Origin of the sequence: Flavobacterium suncheonense GH29-5 = DSM 17707, assembly GCF_000430025.1 — a bacterium.
GTDB classification, from domain to species: Bacteria; Bacteroidota; Bacteroidia; order Flavobacteriales; family Flavobacteriaceae; genus Flavobacterium; species Flavobacterium suncheonense.
The window spans coordinates 161,291-179,314 of record NZ_AUCZ01000007.1; the positions used below are offsets into that span (position 1 = coordinate 161,291).

17 protein-coding genes are annotated in these 18,024 nt (G+C 44.0%); 11 read left to right on the plus strand and 6 right to left on the minus strand.

Annotation, left to right across the window (positions count from 1 at the left end; genetic code table 11):
- Nucleotides 1–2: 2 nt before the first annotated feature.
- The 7 genes from G498_RS0104725 (at nucleotide 3) to G498_RS0104755 (ending at nucleotide 7,321) form a co-directional block, all read left to right on the plus strand.
- A complete protein-coding gene (locus tag G498_RS0104725; RefSeq protein WP_026980100.1) occupies nucleotides 3–515 on the plus strand; it encodes an NADH-quinone oxidoreductase subunit J family protein in 513 nt (170 codons plus the stop codon).
- Between the two features lies 1 nt (nucleotide 516).
- Nucleotides 517–837: an NADH-quinone oxidoreductase subunit NuoK gene (gene nuoK / locus G498_RS0104730; protein WP_026980101.1), complete on the plus strand. Its 321-nt coding sequence runs from the start codon at nucleotides 517–519 to the stop codon at nucleotides 835–837.
- A gap of 6 nt (nucleotides 838–843) precedes the next feature.
- Nucleotides 844–2,724 (plus strand): NADH-quinone oxidoreductase subunit L, encoded by a 1,881-nt coding sequence (gene nuoL, locus G498_RS0104735; protein WP_026980102.1) that lies wholly within the window; start codon nucleotides 844–846, stop codon nucleotides 2,722–2,724.
- A gap of 10 nt (nucleotides 2,725–2,734) precedes the next feature.
- Entirely contained in the window at nucleotides 2,735–4,168 is a 1,434-nt protein-coding gene (locus tag G498_RS0104740; RefSeq protein WP_026980103.1) for a complex I subunit 4 family protein, read from the plus strand.
- Between the two features lie 14 nt (nucleotides 4,169–4,182).
- Nucleotides 4,183–5,550, plus strand: a complete 1,368-nt coding sequence (locus tag G498_RS0104745; RefSeq protein WP_026980104.1) for an NADH-quinone oxidoreductase subunit N — start codon at nucleotides 4,183–4,185, stop codon at nucleotides 5,548–5,550.
- A gap of 77 nt (nucleotides 5,551–5,627) precedes the next feature.
- Nucleotides 5,628–6,890 (plus strand): Y-family DNA polymerase, encoded by a 1,263-nt coding sequence (locus G498_RS0104750; protein ID WP_026980105.1) that lies wholly within the window; start codon nucleotides 5,628–5,630, stop codon nucleotides 6,888–6,890.
- Complete coding sequence (locus G498_RS0104755; RefSeq protein WP_026980106.1) at nucleotides 6,884–7,321, plus strand: LexA family protein; 438 nt, start codon at nucleotides 6,884–6,886, stop codon at nucleotides 7,319–7,321. Before G498_RS0104750 ends, G498_RS0104755 begins: the two co-directional genes overlap by 7 nt.
- An 85-nt stretch (nucleotides 7,322–7,406) precedes the next feature.
- Here G498_RS0104755 and G498_RS0104760 read toward each other — a convergent pair whose 3' ends face one another.
- Genes G498_RS0104760 through G498_RS0104785 form a run of 6 tightly spaced genes read right to left on the minus strand, consistent with a single transcriptional unit; the run spans nucleotide 7,407 to nucleotide 13,183 of the window.
- Nucleotides 7,407–8,660, minus strand: coding sequence for an MFS transporter (locus tag G498_RS0104760; RefSeq protein ID WP_026980107.1), 1,254 nt, complete (start codon nucleotides 8,658–8,660; stop codon nucleotides 7,407–7,409).
- Nucleotides 8,653–10,347, minus strand: coding sequence for a single-stranded-DNA-specific exonuclease RecJ (gene recJ, locus G498_RS0104765; RefSeq protein WP_026980108.1), 1,695 nt, complete (start codon nucleotides 10,345–10,347; stop codon nucleotides 8,653–8,655). Before recJ ends, G498_RS0104760 begins: the two co-directional genes overlap by 8 nt.
- A gap of 48 nt (nucleotides 10,348–10,395) precedes the next feature.
- Nucleotides 10,396–10,821 (minus strand): OsmC family protein, encoded by a 426-nt coding sequence (locus tag G498_RS0104770; protein ID WP_026980109.1) that lies wholly within the window; start codon nucleotides 10,819–10,821, stop codon nucleotides 10,396–10,398.
- Between the two features lie 13 nt (nucleotides 10,822–10,834).
- Nucleotides 10,835–11,509, minus strand: coding sequence for a hypothetical protein (locus G498_RS0104775; RefSeq protein WP_026980110.1), 675 nt, complete (start codon nucleotides 11,507–11,509; stop codon nucleotides 10,835–10,837).
- A 3-nt stretch (nucleotides 11,510–11,512) separates the two neighbouring features.
- A complete protein-coding gene (gene rsmI, locus G498_RS0104780; protein ID WP_026980111.1) occupies nucleotides 11,513–12,193 on the minus strand; it encodes a 16S rRNA (cytidine(1402)-2'-O)-methyltransferase in 681 nt (226 codons plus the stop codon).
- The gene (locus G498_RS0104785) at nucleotides 12,194–13,183 is read right to left on the minus strand and encodes a hypothetical protein (protein WP_026980112.1); all 990 of its coding nucleotides are present in this window, start codon (nucleotides 13,181–13,183) and stop codon (nucleotides 12,194–12,196) included.
- Between the two features lie 101 nt (nucleotides 13,184–13,284).
- Between G498_RS0104785 and G498_RS14675 the strand changes: the two genes are divergently transcribed.
- The 4 genes from G498_RS14675 to G498_RS0104805 all read left to right on the plus strand — a co-directional run bounded on the left by G498_RS14675 (nucleotide 13,285) and on the right by G498_RS0104805 (nucleotide 17,950).
- Complete coding sequence (locus G498_RS14675) at nucleotides 13,285–13,914, plus strand: thymidine kinase (RefSeq protein WP_035743961.1); 630 nt, start codon at nucleotides 13,285–13,287, stop codon at nucleotides 13,912–13,914.
- Nucleotides 13,915–13,917: 3 nt separating this feature from the next.
- Nucleotides 13,918–16,353, plus strand: a complete 2,436-nt coding sequence (locus G498_RS0104795) for a bifunctional UDP-N-acetylmuramoyl-tripeptide:D-alanyl-D-alanine ligase/alanine racemase (protein WP_026980113.1) — start codon at nucleotides 13,918–13,920, stop codon at nucleotides 16,351–16,353.
- Nucleotides 16,354–16,438: 85 nt separating this feature from the next.
- Nucleotides 16,439–16,807, plus strand: coding sequence for a large conductance mechanosensitive channel protein MscL (gene mscL, locus G498_RS0104800; RefSeq protein WP_026980114.1), 369 nt, complete (start codon nucleotides 16,439–16,441; stop codon nucleotides 16,805–16,807).
- A gap of 153 nt (nucleotides 16,808–16,960) precedes the next feature.
- Complete coding sequence (locus G498_RS0104805; RefSeq protein WP_026980115.1) at nucleotides 16,961–17,950, plus strand: aspartate-semialdehyde dehydrogenase; 990 nt, start codon at nucleotides 16,961–16,963, stop codon at nucleotides 17,948–17,950.
- Nucleotides 17,951–18,024 lie beyond the last annotated feature (74 nt).

Below are 18,024 nucleotides of genomic sequence, written 5' to 3' on the forward strand. Positions count from 1 at the left end.
GAATGGGAGAAATTATTTTTTACGCATTAGCGGCTGTTACCCTTGGAACTGCTTTACTGACTATTTTCAGCAGAAACCCAATTCACAGCGCTTTGTCTTTGGTAGTTTGTTTCTTTTCAATCGCCGGACATTATCTGTTACTGAACGCTCAGTTTTTAGCCATTGTACATATCATCGTGTATTCGGGTGCCATCATGATTCTGATGTTGTTCACCATCATGTTGATGAACCTGAACAAAGACGACGAATCGCATAAACCGATTGCCGCCAAAATAGCCGCCACCATTGCTTTCTGCTTGGTTGGACTGGTATTGTTGGCCGGACTATTGCGCACCAAACCGGTGGTGGAAAGCTACTACTACTCCGGAGAAGACTTCCAGTCGATTAAAGTGCTTGGAAAAGTATTGTTGAACGAATATATGGTACCGTTTGAATTTGCTTCCGTGTTGTTATTGGTGGCGATGATCGGAGCGGTATTGATATCCAAAAAAGATAAAGAAAAAAGCCTGAAATAATATGGAAACGATTTTAAAAGAAATTGGGGTAGAAACCTACTTATACCTGTCCGCCTTATTATTCAGTATAGGGGTTTTCGGAATTTTATTAAGAAGAAACGCCATTGTAATGTTCATGTCGATTGAGATCATGCTGAATGCCGTGAACATGATGCTGGTTGCCTTCTCCACCTATCATCAGGATGCCTCCGGACAAGTGTTCGTGTTTTTCTCGATGGCGGTAGCTGCAGCCGAAGTAGCAGTTGGTTTAGCGATTCTGGTTTCCATTTTCAGAAATCACGGATCCGTAGATATTGACAATTTAAAGAATTTAAAAGGATAAGCCCGAATGGAGACAAGTTTAGTTTTACTCTTATTGTTGGCCCCGTTTGTTGGGTTTTTATCTAATGTATTTTTAGGGAAGCAATTCGGCAGAACCGGTTCAGGCGTTTTGGGAACGTTGGCTGTTGTCGCTTCTTTTATTGCTACGGTAATTTTCTTTATGCAGGTGAACTCCACCAAAGAAGCCATCAACATTCATTTGTTCGATTGGATTGCGATGGGAAAATTCAGCATTGGTTTTGACATTTTATTAGATCAGTTGTCGTTATTATGGCTGATGTTTGTTACAGGAATCGGTGCGCTGATTCACCTGTATTCGATCAGTTACATGCACGACGATGAGAATACACACAAATTCTTCTCTTACCTGAACCTGTTCGTGTTCTTCATGATCATGTTGGTGGCGGGAAGTAATTTGTTAATCATGTTCATCGGATGGGAGGGCGTTGGATTGTGCTCTTATCTGCTTATCGGATTCTGGTACAAAAACCAGGACTACAACGATGCGGCTAAAAAAGCTTTCATCATGAACCGTATCGGGGATTTAGGTTTCTTAATCGGAATCTTCATCATCGGGTATTTGTTCAACACCTTGGATTTCGTTGCTTTAAAACAAGCCATTTTGGCCGGTAACGGTACCGCAAATCTAGCTTTAATCGGAACGGCAGCCTTGTGTTTGTTCATCGGAGCTTCGGGTAAATCGGCTCAAATTCCATTGTATACTTGGTTACCAGATGCGATGGCGGGACCAACTCCGGTTTCGGCTTTGATCCACGCGGCTACGATGGTAACTGCCGGTATTTTCATGATCACCCGTTTGAACTTCTTGTTTGAATTGGCTCCGGATGTAAAAATGATCATTGCAGTTGTTGGGGTATTTACCGCTTTAGTAGCAGCTGCTATCGGATTAGTTCAAAACGACATTAAAAAAGTATTGGCTTACTCAACCGTATCACAATTAGGATTGATGTTCTTAGCTTTGGGGCTAGGCGCTTATGAAGTAGCGGTATTCCACGTGATTACACATGCCTTCTTCAAAGCTTGTTTGTTCTTAGGTTCGGGTTCAGTGATTCACGCATTACACGGTGAGCAGGATATGCGAAACATGGGTGGACTGCGCAAAGCGATGCCAGTTACTTTTATTACCATGCTAATCTCAACTTTAGCCATTTCAGGAATCTTCCCGTTTGCAGGATTCTGGTCTAAAGATGAAATCTTATTAACCGCATTCCACGGCAATACTGTTTTATGGGTATTGGGATCGATTGCTTCTATCATGACGGCTTTCTATATGTTTCGATTGATGTTCCTGACGTTCTTCGGGGAATTCAGAGGTACGGAAGAACAAAAACATCATTTACACGAAAGTCCGGCTTTAATTACGGTTCCTTTAATCGTTTTGGCTGTTTTAGCAGCGATTGGAGGAGCAATCAATTTACCGGGAAACAACTGGCTGAACCATTATTTGGCACCGTTGTTCAAAGGTCATGAAGCGCATCATTTGGACAACACGGCTTATATGCTTATGGGAATTGCAACGGTTGGTGCTTTGATCGGAATCGGTATCGCTTACAGCATGTACATCAGCAAAAAACAAGTGCCGGAAGCCGACGATAAAGTGCAGGGCTTGCACAAAGTATTGGCCAATAAATTCTATTTGGACGAAATCTATATGGCCGTAATCGTAAAACCGATTTACGCTTTGGCAAAATTCTCCCGCGACTATATCGAAAAAGGGCTTTCCAATATCGTTTTCGGTTTCGGAACCGTAGCCGACGGCCTGGCTTTACAAGGGAAAAAAATGCAGAACGGAAACATCGGTTTCTACCTGTTCGCCTTTGTATTCGGTCTTTGCTCGATAGTGTATTATTTATTCTTTGTACGATAATCTCATAAAAATGGACGTAACTCTATTACTCATACTTTTATTCATCGGAGCCGTAGCCACGTATTTTTCTGGAAATGCGATCGCTTCCAAAGTAGCCCTATTTTTCAGTGTGGCAGCCTTAGGTGTTTCGTTGGCACTTCTCAACCAGTTTTCACAGGGAACCGATATCAGTTTTTCGGCACAATGGATTAAAAATCCTAATGTCTTGTTTGCCTTAAAAGCAGACGGTTTATCCATAGCGATGGTCCTTTTGACCACCGCTTTAACCCCTTTGATTGTACTTTCCGGTTTTGGAAATAACTTCAATAACGCAAAAAATTTCTATGCTTTGGTATTGTTCATGGCGTTTGCTATGATTGGTACTTTCTTGGCCTCAGACGGTTTTGTTTATTACATTTTCTGGGAACTTTCGTTAATCCCGATTTACTTCATTGCTTTGATTTGGGGTAACGGTGATGCGGAAGCACGCAAAAAAGCCGTGATCAAGTTCTTCATCTACACCTTCGCAGGATCGTTGTTCATGTTGGCGGCCTTCATCTACTTGTACCAAAAAGCAGGTACTTTTAAATGGGATGTGTTGGTAGGATTGGACTTATCCGCAACAGAACAATTTTGGATTTTCTTAGCTTTCTTCTTAGCGTATGCCATCAAAATTCCTTTGATTCCGTTCCACACGTGGCAGGCTAATGTGTACCAGAAAGCGCCAACCATCGGAACCATGTTGTTGTCCGGTATCATGCTGAAAATGGGATTGTACTCTGTATTGCGTTGGCAATTGCCTTTGGCACCAAACGCCGCAAAGGAATTACAGTACATCATCATCGGACTGGCGCTTGCTGGCGTAGTATACGGTTCTATCGTAGCCTTAAAACAAAAAGACTTAAAAAAATTATTAGCCTATTCTTCCTTAGCACACGTTGGTTTGATTGCAGCCGGATGTTATGCCATGAATATGGACGGTTTGCGCGGAGCGGTTTTACAGATGATTGCCCACGGTTTTGTGATTGTTGGTTTGTTCTTCGCTGCCGAAGTAATCTACCGTCGTTACGAAACCCGAACCATCAGCGAGATGGGTGGAATTCGTCAGCAGACACCGAAATTTGCTTCGATGTTCATGATTTTGGTGTTGGCTTCTGTGGCCTTGCCGGGAACGTTCAACTTCGTGGGGGAATTTACTGTTTTGTACAGTTTGTCTACAGAAAACATGGTGTTCGCCGTTATTGGTGGAACGACAATTATATTGGGAGCGTTTTACATGTTGCGAATGTTCCAGCATGCGATGTTAGGTGAAACCAATGCCAAAATGTTCGCCGATGTAACGGTATCGGAAGGCATCGTATTCGTGGCCATTATCGGTTTTCTACTGTTCTTCGGATTGTATCCGAAACCAATTATCGAGCTGATCACACCAAGCATCCAGGAAATTTTAGTACACGTTAAATAATTTAGACCTACAGAATGAATACACTTATAGCAATTGCAGTTTTAGGCGTTATCGTCCTTTTAGCTGAAATTTTCAACTTAAGAAAAGCCATTATTCCTGTAACCCTTGCCGGACTAATCGCAACTTTAGGTCTGACTGTAACTGAATTCGGCGTAACCGAAAGTCATTACAACAACATGATTAAAGTCAACAACTTTACGGTGGCTTTCTCCAGTCTGTTTATTGTTTTGACGATTTTCTTAATCGCTTTGAGCGCCGATTTTTACCAAGAAAGAGCTTCCAAAATTTCCGATTTCGTTTCCATCAAACTGTTCCTTTTGGCAGGATCCGTTTCCATGGTGTCGTTCGGAAACCTGGCGATGTTCTTTTTAGGGATTGAAGTCCTTTCCATCGCGCTTTATATTTTAGCGGGAAGCGACCGTCTGAACGTAAAAAGCAACGAAGCGGGTATGAAATACTTCCTGATGGGCTCGTTTGCTTCGGGAATCATCCTTTTCGGAATCGCCTTGGTTTACGGCGCGGTAGGTTCATTCGACATGGATATGATTTACGAAGCGTCCAATTCTGCCACTACAGTAGACTGGTTTTATATCGGGGTTTCCATGATCACCGTAGGAATGTTGTTCAAAATTGCCACCGTTCCGTTCCATTTCTGGGCACCGGACGTGTACGAAGGAGCACCGACGCTGACCACGGCTACCATGAGTACCTTGGCAAAAGTTACCGCAATGGCTACGTTCTTCAAATTGAACATGGCGATGAACGGCAATATGAAATTCGAATACGAATTGGTAATCGTCATTGTATCGATTGCTTCGATGACGGTAGGTAATATTATGGCGTTACGTCAGAACAATATCAAAAGAATGCTGGCCTTTTCGGGGATTTCCCACGCCGGTTTTATGGTGATGGCTTTGCTGAACCTACAAAACGCTACCGGAAGTTTATTCTACTATACGGCCGCTTACGGTTTAGCCGGTATCGCTGCCTTTACAGTAGTTATATACGTTTGTAAAGGAAAAGACAACGAAAATATCGAGAATTTCAACGGTTTGGGAAAAAGAAATCCGCTTATGGCAGGAATTCTGACAGCTTCCCTCTTATCCATGGCCGGTATTCCGATTTTCTCCGGATTCTTTGCGAAATTTTTCCTGTTGAATCAGGTATTAAACGCCGGCTGGTTGGTTTTGGTGATTGCCGGAGTCATCAACTCGATGATTGCCGTGTATTACTACTTCAAAGTAGTCAGTGCGATGTACACCAAAGAAGCTACGGAAGAGCCGGCAAAAGTACCGTTTGAATTTTACATCGTGGCGGTTTTGGCTATCGGTCTGAACATTGCCATCGGACTTTTCCCTTCTGCGTTGATGGATTTGTTCTAAAAGAAAACAACTTATCATAGAAAAGGCTGTTCATAAATTTGAGCGGCCTTTTTTCATTTTCTCCGTACCTTTACGCTATGTATGCGTTAGTCGATTGCAATAATTTTTACGCTTCGTGTGAGCGTGTGTTTCAGCCGCAGTTTGTAGGAAAACCGATCGTGGTTTTGTCCAATAACGACGGTTGCATCATCTCGCGCAGTGAAGAAGCCAAAGCTCTCGGCATTCCGATGGGCGCTCCGGAATTTCAGGTTCGGGAGCAACTCCGCAAGCACAACATCCTTGTTTTTTCGTCCAATTATACGTTGTATGGCGACCTCAGCGGACGCGTGATGGACATACTGCACTACTACACCCCAAATGTGGAAAATTACAGCATCGACGAAGCCTTTTTAAATTTCGATGGCATTTCCGTAGCCGACTACCATGCTTACGGCCTGCAAATCCGAAAACACATCCGGAAATGGCTGGGTTTACCCGTTTGTGTGGGCATCGCCCCTACCAAAACCTTATCCAAAATGGCCAACCGGATTGCTAAAAAGTTTCCCGAAAAAACTTCGGGTGTTTATGTAATCGATACCGATGAAAAACGGATCAAAGCCCTGAAATGGACGAAAATCGGTGACGTTTGGGGCATCGGTTACCGGCTCAACAAAAAAATGAAGGCGAAAAACATCCTCACCGCCCACGATTTTATACAACCCGAAAACGAAGCCTGGATCAAAACCACCATGGGCGTATTGGGCAAACGCATGCTGAGCGAACTCCAAGGCATTCCTGTACTGGATTTGGAAACACCGCCGCAAACCAAGAAAAGCATCGCCATCACCCGCAGTTTTAAAACCAAACTCACAAAGCTGGACGATTTGAAAGAGCGTGTTTCCACTTTTGCGACCGTGTGTGCCGAAAAGCTCCGCAAACAAAATTCGTGTTGCTATTCCATCAACGTATTTCTGGCCAAAGATCCGCATAAAACCACCGGAAGGACTTATTACAGCCGAACCGAAATACTGCCGTTTGCGACCAATTCCAACTTAACCCTTAGCCAAACAGCAGTGGACATGTTGGAGAAAATTTATGAGCCGAATCAAGTCTATATGAAAGCCGGCGTGATTGTGACGCAAATCATTCCGCAGCACCAGAAACAGTTCCATTTGTTTGAAGAGGAAAATCCGAAGCATCAGCAACTCATGGAAGCGATTGACCAATATCATGCGAAAATCGGACAGCGTAAAATCCGCTTGGGCAATCAGGACCTGCAGCATACCTGGATTATGAACCAAAATTTCCTGTCGAAAAATTACACCACCGATATCAAAGACATCATTACCGTAAAATGTTAGCCGACCAGACCAAAATAACCGTATTTCAACCGGAGGAAAACAATCCTTCCGAAGTGCCTTTTGTGAGCAGCGGCATCAAAGCCGGATTTCCTTCCCCTGCGGCGGATTTTGACGGCACGAAAATCAGTCTGGACAAGATCGTAATCAAACACAAAGAAGCCACCTTTTACGCTAAAGCCAGTGGCAATTCGATGATTGGGGCCGGTATCGACGACGGAGATATTTTAGTGATTGACCGGAGTTTAGAACCCGCCCACAACAAAATTGCCGTTTGTTTTATTGACGGAGAGTTTACCGTAAAACGGATTCAGATTGAAAAAGACTGTGTGTATTTGGTGCCCGAAAACAACACCTACGAACCCATAAAAGTGACCGAAGACAACGATTTACTCATTTGGGGCATCGTCACCCACGTCCTGAAAACCCTTTAATTTTTGCTTTAAGAGGCTGGCTGTGTGATGATTTTCTTAAAACTGAAAATAAAAATCGGCCTAAATAAACTGCTGAATCTCTTTTTTAAGCCAAATCCTTTTCAATATTCAGGTTGCGGAATTTTGGCGATACAACACCCATCGTACCGGTTACCACCAAAGTCATGATTCCGCCAAACACCACGGCCGGCACCACCCCAAACAGTCGGGACGTCAAGCCACTTTCGAAAGCACCGAGTTCGTTGGACGAGCCGACAAAAATCGAATTCACGGAAGAAACACGTCCGCGCATGTGATCCGGCGTATATATCTGAAGGATGGTCTGGCGAATTACTACGGAAATTCCATCGGTTATCCCACTCAAAAACAAAGCGACAACAGAAATCCAGAAATTCGTCGACAATCCGAAAACAAGGATACAAATCCCGAAACCGAAAACAGCCAACAACAACTTCTTTCCGGCATTGTGGTTAAGCGACAACGAAGTAGCCACAAGCATGGTCAGCAAACTTCCAATCGCCGGAGCGGCCCGTAAAATCCCGAAACCTTCCGAACCTACTTTTAAAATATCCTGCGCAAAAACCGGCAACAAGGCCACGGCACCACCAAAAAGCACCGCAAACATATCCAGAGAAATGGCGTTTAAAATGGTTTTGTTCTGAAACACGAACGAAATACCTTCTTTTAAACTTTTGGCTATCGGTTCGCCTATTTTCGGGTTCAGAATCGGTTTGGGCCGGATTGGCGTTAAAAGCAATAAAGCGGCAACCAGACAGCTTACCACAAAAACCATCGACCAGAATACGCCTATCCATCCAATGGCAAAACCCGCGAAAGCCGGACCAAAAACAGCGGCAATCTGCCAAGTGGAACTGCTCCAGGTAGCCGCATTGGCATATTCCTGTTTCGGTACGGTTAAGCCCAGCAGACTGAATACCGACGGAATGATAAAGGCCCGCACAATGCCGCCTAAAAAGACCAAAGCATAAATGCAGAACAGCACCGTGTCTTTCGACAACAATGCCGTCAGCTCCGATTGTACCAGCAAGCACATTAAAGTACTGATTAGCGTTAATCCCGAAAGACATTTCAGCAGCAAGCCCCGTTTTTCACTTTGATCGACGATGTGACCGGCAAACAAAGCCATCGCAATGGCCGGAATCACTTCCATCAGCCCGATTAAACCCAACGACCACGGATCTTTGGTAATGCTGTACACTTCCCATTCGATCAGGACGAACTGCATCGACCAGGCCAAAACCATCGCTAGCCGCATGGCAAGAAACCAGCGGAATTCTTTGATTCGCAAAGCGGAAAACGGGTCTTTTCTTCTAGTCATTTTTAATGTCGCGCAAACGCAATTGCAGGGAAACGGTTCCGTTCCATTCGTTTTCCTCTACCGAAAAAGCGGCGGCAAAACTCTGCTTGCGGGTTACTAACTCTATTTTATCGCCCAAACCGAAACCGATGGCACTAAAACTGTCGGAATCGGATTGCTTGACGTATAATTTCAGGTGTTCTTCATTGGCGCCTATTCTTTTGGCATAACCGGTATCCGTTAAAACTCCCGTTAAGAAAATCGGCGTCATGTTTTGCGGACCGAAAGGTTCAAACTGCTTTAAAATCCGGAAGAATTTCGGCGTGATTTCGGATAAGTGTACCTCAGCATCAATCGTAATTTCCGGCGTGAGCATATCCGGATGAATGGTTTCAGACACCACCCGCTCAAATGCGTCTTTAAATTTTTCGTAATTTTCCTCTTTCAACGTCATCCCGGCCGCATACATATGCCCGCCGAACTGCTCCAGATGTTCGGCACATGCTTCCAACGCATTGTAGACGTCGAAATCCTTTACGGAACGGGCCGAAGCTGCCAATTTATCGCCACTTTTGGTAAAGACTAACGTCGGGCGGTAATACGTTTCTGTCAGGCGAGAAGCTACAATACCGATCACGCCTTTGTGCCAGTCTTCCTGATACACTACGGTCGTATAACGGTCTTGTTCTTTATTTTCGATGATTTGCTGTAAAGCCTGTTCGGTAATTTCTTTGTCGAAGGCACGACGGTCGGCATTGAAGGTTTCGATTTGGGATGCGAAAGCGGAGGCTTGTTCCAAATCGAATTCGGTTAACAGTTCTACCGCGTAATTTCCGTGTTTGATGCGACCCGCCGCGTTAATTCTCGGCGCAATCACAAACACCACATCGGTGATGGTTAAGGTTTGTCGCTTAAGATTCTGAATCAACGCTTTGATGCCGGGACGCGGATTGGTATTGATGACTTCTAAGCCAAATTTCGCCAACACGCGGTTTTCGCCCGTAATCGGCACAATGTCGGCAGCAATAGCTGTGGCGACCAAATCCAGATAGGGAATCAGATCGTTTGTGGTTTGGTTTCGGTTTTGCGCTAAAGCCTGTATCAGTTTGAAGCCTACCCCGCAGCCGCACAATTCGTCGTACGGATAACTGCAATCGTCTCGTTTCGGGTCAAGAACGGCAACCGCATCGGGTAATTTATCGCCGGGACGGTGATGGTCGCAAATGATAAAATCGATGTTTTTCGCTTTCGCATACGCCACATGATCGATGGATTTTACGCCACAATCGAGCGCGATGATTAAGGAGAAACCGTTGTCGTCGGCAAAGTCAATCCCTTGATAGGAAACACCGTAACCTTCAGTATAACGGTCGGGAATATACGTGGCGACATTCGGATAAAAACTTCTTAAGTAGGACGACATCAGGGAAACGGCAGTGGTTCCGTCGACATCGTAATCCCCGAAAACCAGTATGTTTTCTTTGTTGGCAATCGCTTTTTCAACGCGTTCGACAGCCTTGTCCATATCTTTCATAAGATACGGATCGTGCAAATCTTCTAAACTCGGTCGGAAAAACTTACGGGCTTCGTCGAAAGTGGCAATCCCGCGTTGTACGAGCAATTTGGCGATTAGGGCATCAACATTCAGTTCCGCAGCTAATTTCGCTACGGTTTCGGGATTCGGTTCGGGTTTTAAGGTCCAGCGCATGTATTCGTGATTTTGGTTGATAAAAAAATGTTCTGTTTTGGCTTCTAATTATTGATGATGGTAGTGTATTTTAATTTCGATTTCGGCAAACTGACGGAACATTTCCATCACGCCGCAGTACTTTTCCACTGACAGGTTCACGGCGCGTTCCAGTTTTTTCTCCTCCAGGTTGTTGCCATAAAAATGGTAATCCAGTCGAACGGTATGGTAGGTTTTCGGATGTTCTTCGGTTAAATCGCCTTCCGTATCAATTCGGAAATCGGTTACTTCCAGTTTCATTTTTTCGATTAACGACGCGACGTCCAAGCCGGTACAGCCCGCCAAGGCTGACAGCATCAACGCTTTCGGGCGAAAACCCTTTCCCTCGCCTCCGTTTTCCGGGCCGGCGTCAATCCGCATGGTGTCGCCACTCGGGTTGGTGGAATCGAATTGCATTTTGCCTTGCCAGGTAGTAGTTATTTTGTGTGTATCCATCGGAATTCTTATACTATTTCAGTAAAAAAAGTAATACTAATCCAAGCAGTATATTCAACATTAAAATTATGTATACCGTTCGGGTGCTGTTTTGATCAAAAATCGTTTCTTTAAAAAAGCGATCGGTTTCTGATATCAAATAGTCTTTAGCTTTATCTTTTTCATTGTTTACGAGATATAACCGTATTTCGGAAGCAAAATCAGCCATCGGAATTTTACCATAAAGAAAATTCAAAACTTTCAGCATCACTTTTGGAACTTTGCCATAAGCATCCGTAAAAACCTCAACACTGTTAACTATTTTATTGATAGGCTGATTCAAATCTAGATTTTTATCAATCCCTAAAGAAAATTTATCTATGACTTTTGTAGCATACTTAGCCTTGAAATCACCCATTTTATCATAATATATTCTCGCCCCATCAATCATTACATAATGGTACATTTTAATACCCCCATAAATTGTTGCCGCAACTGCAATCAGAAGCAAACCTAAAAACATTGCTAAACGGATGTGGGAGTAGTCATTATTAAAGAAAAAATAGATCCCATAAGCAATCAAAACTAAATTTATAAACGAAAACAAAACTACAGTACGTGCAATTTTAAAAGTGGCTGAAACTGAGAATTTACCAGCTTCTTTCAATAACGGCAATTTATCGTCTAACAATCCCTGCAACTGTTCCATTAACTATACTTTTAAATTTTTACCGGCCACAATCACCACAATTTCCCCTTTCGGCGGTTTGGCTTCGAAATGTTTCAGGACTTCTTCGGCGGTTCCGCGGACGGTTTCTTCGTGCAGTTTCGACAATTCTCTTGAAACGGAAACCTGTCGGTCGGCACCAAAATATTGGATAAATTCCGCTAAGGTTTTTACCAGTTTGTGCGGCGAGACGTATAAAATCATGGTGCGGGTTTCTTCGGCTAAAGCCAGATATCGGGTCTGACGTCCTTTTTTGTCGGGCAGAAATCCTTCAAACACGAATTTGTCATTGGGTAATCCGCTATTCACCAAAGCCGGAACGAAAGCTGTCGCGCCGGGTAAGCATTCCACTTCCACGCCGTTTTCCACACAGGCTCTTGTCAGTAAAAAACCGGGATCGGAAATGGCTGGTGTTCCCGCATCGGAAATTAACGCGATGTTTTCGCCCGCCTGCAAACGACGCACGATGCCTTCCACGGTTTTGTGCTCGTTGTGCATGTGATGGCTGTGCATCGGGGTGGCGATTTCGAAATGTTTGAGCAGTTTCCCGCTGTTGCGCGTGTCTTCGGCCAGAATCAAATCGACTTCCTTCAAAACCTTAATGGCTCTGAAAGTCATGTCTTCAAGATTCCCGATAGGTGTCGGCACCAAATACAGTTTTCCCATTTAGGCAAATTTTTTCTCCACCAACTCCATGAAACGCTGCTCAAATTCGTCTTTCCCTTTCCAGTTGTTGTAATCGGGTTTTACCAGATCATCGATGAAATTTTTGGCTTCTTCCAGCGTATTGAACGTGTTCAACTGGGAAATTACGCGGTTTAAATCTTCTCCGCTGCCGTCGAACAGGTATTTTTCAAAGGTGATACGGTCGTTCAGGCCTAACGTAATGGTCTTGCTGAATTTATCGTTTAGATTTAACGAAGCCGTTTTGTACTCTTCTTTCTCTTTGGCGATTTCTTCTTTGATGTCTGCTATTGCTTTTTCTTTTTTCGGTTTTTCAGCTATTGGCTCTTCAACTGCCGCCTTTTCCACCACAACGGGCTCTTCTGCTTTTTCAAAAACAACATCCGCCACTTTCTCCACTTCCGAGGGAACATCGTCTACTTTTACGAATTCCGGCTCTTTATAAGCATCGCCCAACAAATCCTCGAAAGAAATCTGTTGCGGTTGTTTTTCTTCTTCTTTTACTTCCTCTTTTTGCTCCTCAACAGTTTCTTCCGCAGTCGGTTCGAAAAGCGGTTCGATGATTTCTTCTGCTTCTTCCTCTTCTGCGACAACCACCGGTTCTTCGTCGATTTCGTTTTCGTCGATATCCACCTGGCCCACCAGAATTTTTTCTTCCTCTACCGGAATTTCTTCGGTGGTAGCTTCGGCAATCGGTTTCGCCTCCTGAATTACCGCAGCTACTTCTTCTACTTTTGGTGCTTCTGTTGCTATAGGCTTTTCTTCATAAGCAGCTTCCATTTTCTCCTCCAGTTCTTCGTGGGTTAACGTGGGTTTTAAAGCTTCGAAATTTTCCTCGTAAAAACGCAGGATGGACAGTTTCTCATATACCTTCTGAGCTTCCTGATGCAATGAAATGACATCTTCTTTCCCCTTCAGTTTTAAAATCCTGTGCGCAAGACTGATTAGTTCGGCTTCTAATTTTTTCTTCATAACTTTTGAATTTATATGGAGTAAAGCAATGTTTTTTTGATATTTTTGTTTTGAATACAAATCTAAACAGAAATAACTTCTGTTGTGTTGAAAAGTACAAAATGTTTCTCGAAAATACGGTAAATCATAAAGAACAATTCGGGTGGATTGAAGTGATTTGCGGCTCGATGTTTTCCGGCAAGACCGAAGAACTCATCCGCCGTTTAAAACGCGCCCAGTTTGCCAAGCAGAAAGTGGAAATTTTCAAGCCTGCCATCGATACGCGGTATCATGACGAAATGGTCGTATCGCACGATGCGAATGAAATCCGTTCCACGCCGGTTCCTGCTGCGGCCAACATCCGTATTCTGGCCCAAGGCTGTGATGTGGTGGGTATTGACGAAGCCCAGTTTTTCGATGATGAAATTGTATCGATCTGCAACGATTTGGCCAACTCCGGCATCCGCGTAATCGTCGCCGGACTGGACATGGATTTTAAAGGCAACCCGTTCGGCCCGATGCCCGCTTTGATGGCAACCGCCGAATACGTGACCAAAGTACACGCAGTTTGTACCCGCACCGGAAATTTAGCCAATTACAGTTTCCGCAAAGCACAGGGTGACAGCCTGGTATTGTTAGGCGAAACCGAAGAATACGAGCCTTTAAGCCGTGCCGCCTATTTTAACGCCATGAAAGAACAGGCGGAAAAAGAAGAAAACAACCCGTCAAAAACCAAAAACAAACCCGAATAAGTTTTGAGTTTAGCTATCCAAAATATTATCCCAGTCATTCACGCCAAATGGTTCGGGAAAGACGAATCGTGTGTCATTGACAATGTTTCCATCGACAGCCGTTCGCTGCAAAACAATAACGGCACGCTGTTTTTTGCGCTGGTCGGACAGCATCACGACGGCCATCAGTACCTGTCGGAATTAATCGAAAAAGGCGTTCGGAACTTCGTGGTGCATCATGTACCCGAAAAACTCGCGGATCAAGCCAATTTCCTCGTGGTGGACAACACATTGGAAGCTTTACAGGAATTCGCCGCTTTTTACCGCAGACAGTTTGATTTCCCGGTTATCGGAATTACCGGAAGTAACGGGAAAACCATCGTCAAAGAATGGCTGAATTTCCTTCTGAGCCCGGAATACAACATCATCCGCAGCCCGAAAAGTTACAATTCGCAGGTGGGTGTGCCACTTTCGGTTATCGGAATTAACGAAAAACACAATCTGGGGATTTTTGAAGCCGGAATTTCACTGGTGGGTGAAATGGAAAGACTCGGACACATCATTCAGCCCACCTTAGGCGTGCTTACCAACATCGGTTCGGCACACAACGAGGGGTTTGCTTCCGAAACGGAAAAAATTCAGCAGAAACTGAAACTTTTTGAAAACGCTCCGGTGGTGATTCTTCAGAAAAACGATGTCATTGAAGCCTTTTTAAAACCCGGAACCAAGGCTTTTACCTGGAGTTTTGACGACGCTTCCGCGGAGGTGCTTATCACTAAAAAAACGGCTTCTTCTTTTGAAATCCGGCATAAAAACGAAACCTTTACCGTAACCCTTCCGTTTCATGACAAGGCTTCGGAGGAAAATTCCATTACCTGTCTGATGGTTTTGCTGTATTTCGGTTATGAAGTCCAAACGATACAGGAACGCCTTGTCCATCTGTATCCGGTGGAAATGCGACTGCAGGTGAAAAACGGCATCAACCATTGCACGCTTATCGACGACAGTTACAGTTCGGATTACCAGTCGCTTAAAATTGCGCTGGATTTTCTGGAACAGCACAAAACGCATAAAAAGAAAACGGTGATTCTGTCCGATATTTTCCAGAGCGGATTTACGGCCGAAGAACTCTATTCGAAAGTAGCCAAACTTCTGAAAAACAACCATATTGAGCGTGTTTTCGGGATTGGCGACAACATTTCGGCTTACCTGAAAGATTACCCGAATTTCATCCCGTTTGCCACCACTCAGGAATTTGTGGCGCATTTCAACCCGAACGAATTTGAATATGAAACGATACTGATTAAAGGAGCGCGAAGTTTTCAGTTTGAAGAAATTGTGGTGCTTCTGGAAGAGAAAACACATGAAACGGTTTTGGAAATCAACCTGAACGCCATCAGCCATAACCTGAATTTCTACAAATCGAAGCTGAAACCAACCACTAAAATGATGGCGATGGTGAAGGCTTTCGGTTACGGCAGCGGCAGTTTTGAAATCGCGAAATTGCTCGCCCATCATAAAATCGATTATTTAGGGGTGGCTTTCGCCGATGAAGGTATCGCTCTTCGCAACGCGGGAATCACCATGCCGATTATTGTGATGAATCCGGAAAACAGTGCGTTTGCCGCGATGGTGGCGTACCAACTGGAACCGGAAATTTATTCGGCTTCGGTGTTGAAGAAGTTCATCGCCTTGGCACAACAGAAAAACCTCTACAATTACCCGATTCACCTCAAACTCGATACCGGTATGCACCGACTGGGTTTTGAGGAAAAGGATTTGGACGAGCTCATCGGTTTACTGAAAAACAACAACCTGGTGGAAGTCAAAAGCATTTTCTCGCATTTGTCGTCGAGCGATGTACCGGAATTCCGTGAGTTTACGTTGGGGCAGATTCAGAAATTTGACGTTTGGTCTTCGAAATTAATTTCTGCCCTAAACATTGAACCAATCCGACATATTTTAAACACTTCGGGCATTTATAATTTTGCGGAATACCAGTTTGACATGGTGCGTTTGGGCATCGGTTTGTACGGTGTGGGGAATGATGCGGAAGAAATGCAGCAACTGGAAAATGTCGGCACTTTGAAAACCATCATCCTTCAGATAAAAGACATTCCAACCGGAGACAGTGTGGGCTACAGCCGAAAATTCAGGGCAGAAAAACCAATCCGAACCGCCACTATCCCCATCGGTTATGCGGACGGCATTCCGAGACGCTGGGGCAATGAAAAAGGGTATGTTTTAGTGAACCATCAGAAAGCACGGATTGTAGGCAACATCTGCATGGACATGCTCATGATTGACGTAACCAACATTGCCTGCGAAGAAGGCGACACGGTAACTGTTTTCGGAAAATCCCCGCGGGTGACGGAACTGGCCGAAGTGGTCGGAACCATTCCGTATGAGATTTTAACCAGTATTTCCCATCGGGTGAAACGCGTTTTTTATAAGGAATAATTCACTTTTTGTTCCAAAATTTTAAATTGTAACCCGAATTTTACTACTTTAGTGTAGAATGAATTTTTAACTAAATTGAGAAACTATGGGATTTATTTCAGAATTTAAGGAGTTCGCCATGAAAGGCAATGTAATGGATATGGCTATTGGGGTCATCATCGGAGGTGCCTTCGGGAAAATTGTCAATTCATTAATTGAAGACATCATCACACCAATTATTTTAAAACCGGCTTTAGAAGCTGCCGGTGCGGCAAGTATTGAAACTTGGGCTCCCGGAGGAATGCTAATCGGGAAATTCATCTCTGCGGTAATTTCATTTATTGTGATTGCTTTTGTTTTATTTTTGATAATCAAAGGATTAAACAAAATGAAAAAACCAGAACCGGCTCCCGCTCCATCTGGTCCAACTCAGGAAGAGTTACTTACACAAATCCGCGATTTATTGAAAAAATAATCCGCTATACTGCATATTCTAACCTAAACCGTCTCTTGAAGGCGGTTTTTTTACGCCAAATTATTCTTGTGATTTTTATGGCATTAGCACTTTTTAACACGCGTTTTGTTTTACTTTTGCAAGACTAAATAACTATAAAAACACACTAAAAAAATGAAAGTAGCCGTTGTAGGCGCCACCGGTATGGTTGGCGAAGTAATGCTTCAGGTTTTAACCGAAAGAAATTTTCCCGTAACCGAATTAATCCCCGTGGCTTCCGAGAAGTCTGTGGGTAAGGAAATCGAATTCAAGGGAAAGAAGTTTAAGGTGGTAAGCATGCAAACGGCTATCGACATGAAACCGGAAATTGCCATTTTTTCGGCCGGAGGCGACACTTCAAAGGAATGGGCTCCGAAATTTGCGGAAGTCGGTACAACCGTAATCGACAATTCCTCTGCCTGGCGCATGGATCCGACCAAAAAATTAGTGGTTCCGGAAATCAACGCCTCCGTTTTAACGAAAGACGATAAAATTATTGCCAACCCGAACTGTTCCACCATTCAAATGGTAATGACTTTGGCGCCGCTGCATAAAAAATACGATATTAAAAGAATTATTGTTTCCACCTATCAGTCCATTACGGGTACCGGGGTAAAAGCGGTGCGTCAGCTGGAAAACGAATACGCGGGGATTCAAGGTGAAATGGCTTATAAATATCCTATTCACCGCAATGCCATCCCGCAATGCGACGTGTTCGAAGACAACGGCTACACTAAAGAAGAAATGAAACTGGTGCGCGAAACCCAGAAAATCCTGGACGACAAAACCATCGCCGTAACCGCTACTGCCGTTCGTGTTCCGGTTGTAGGAGGCCATAGCGAAGCCGTGAATGTGGAATTTGAAAACGATTTTGACGTAAGCGAAGTGCGTTCCATTTTACACCATACACCGGGTATTACGGTTCAGGACAATACTGACACTTTTACCTATCCGATGCCATTGTACGCAGAAGGCAAGAACGATGTATTTGTCGGAAGAATCCGTCGCGATGAAAGCCAGCCCAACACTTTGAACATGTGGATTGTTGCGGATAACTTACGAAAAGGGGCTGCCACCAATGCGGTGCAGATTGCGGAATATTTAGTAGCCAACGGTTTGGTGTAATCCGATAAAAACAGCTTTTAAAAATCCGTTCTGCATAATTGGAGAACGGATTTTTGTTTTTTAGTATCTTTGCT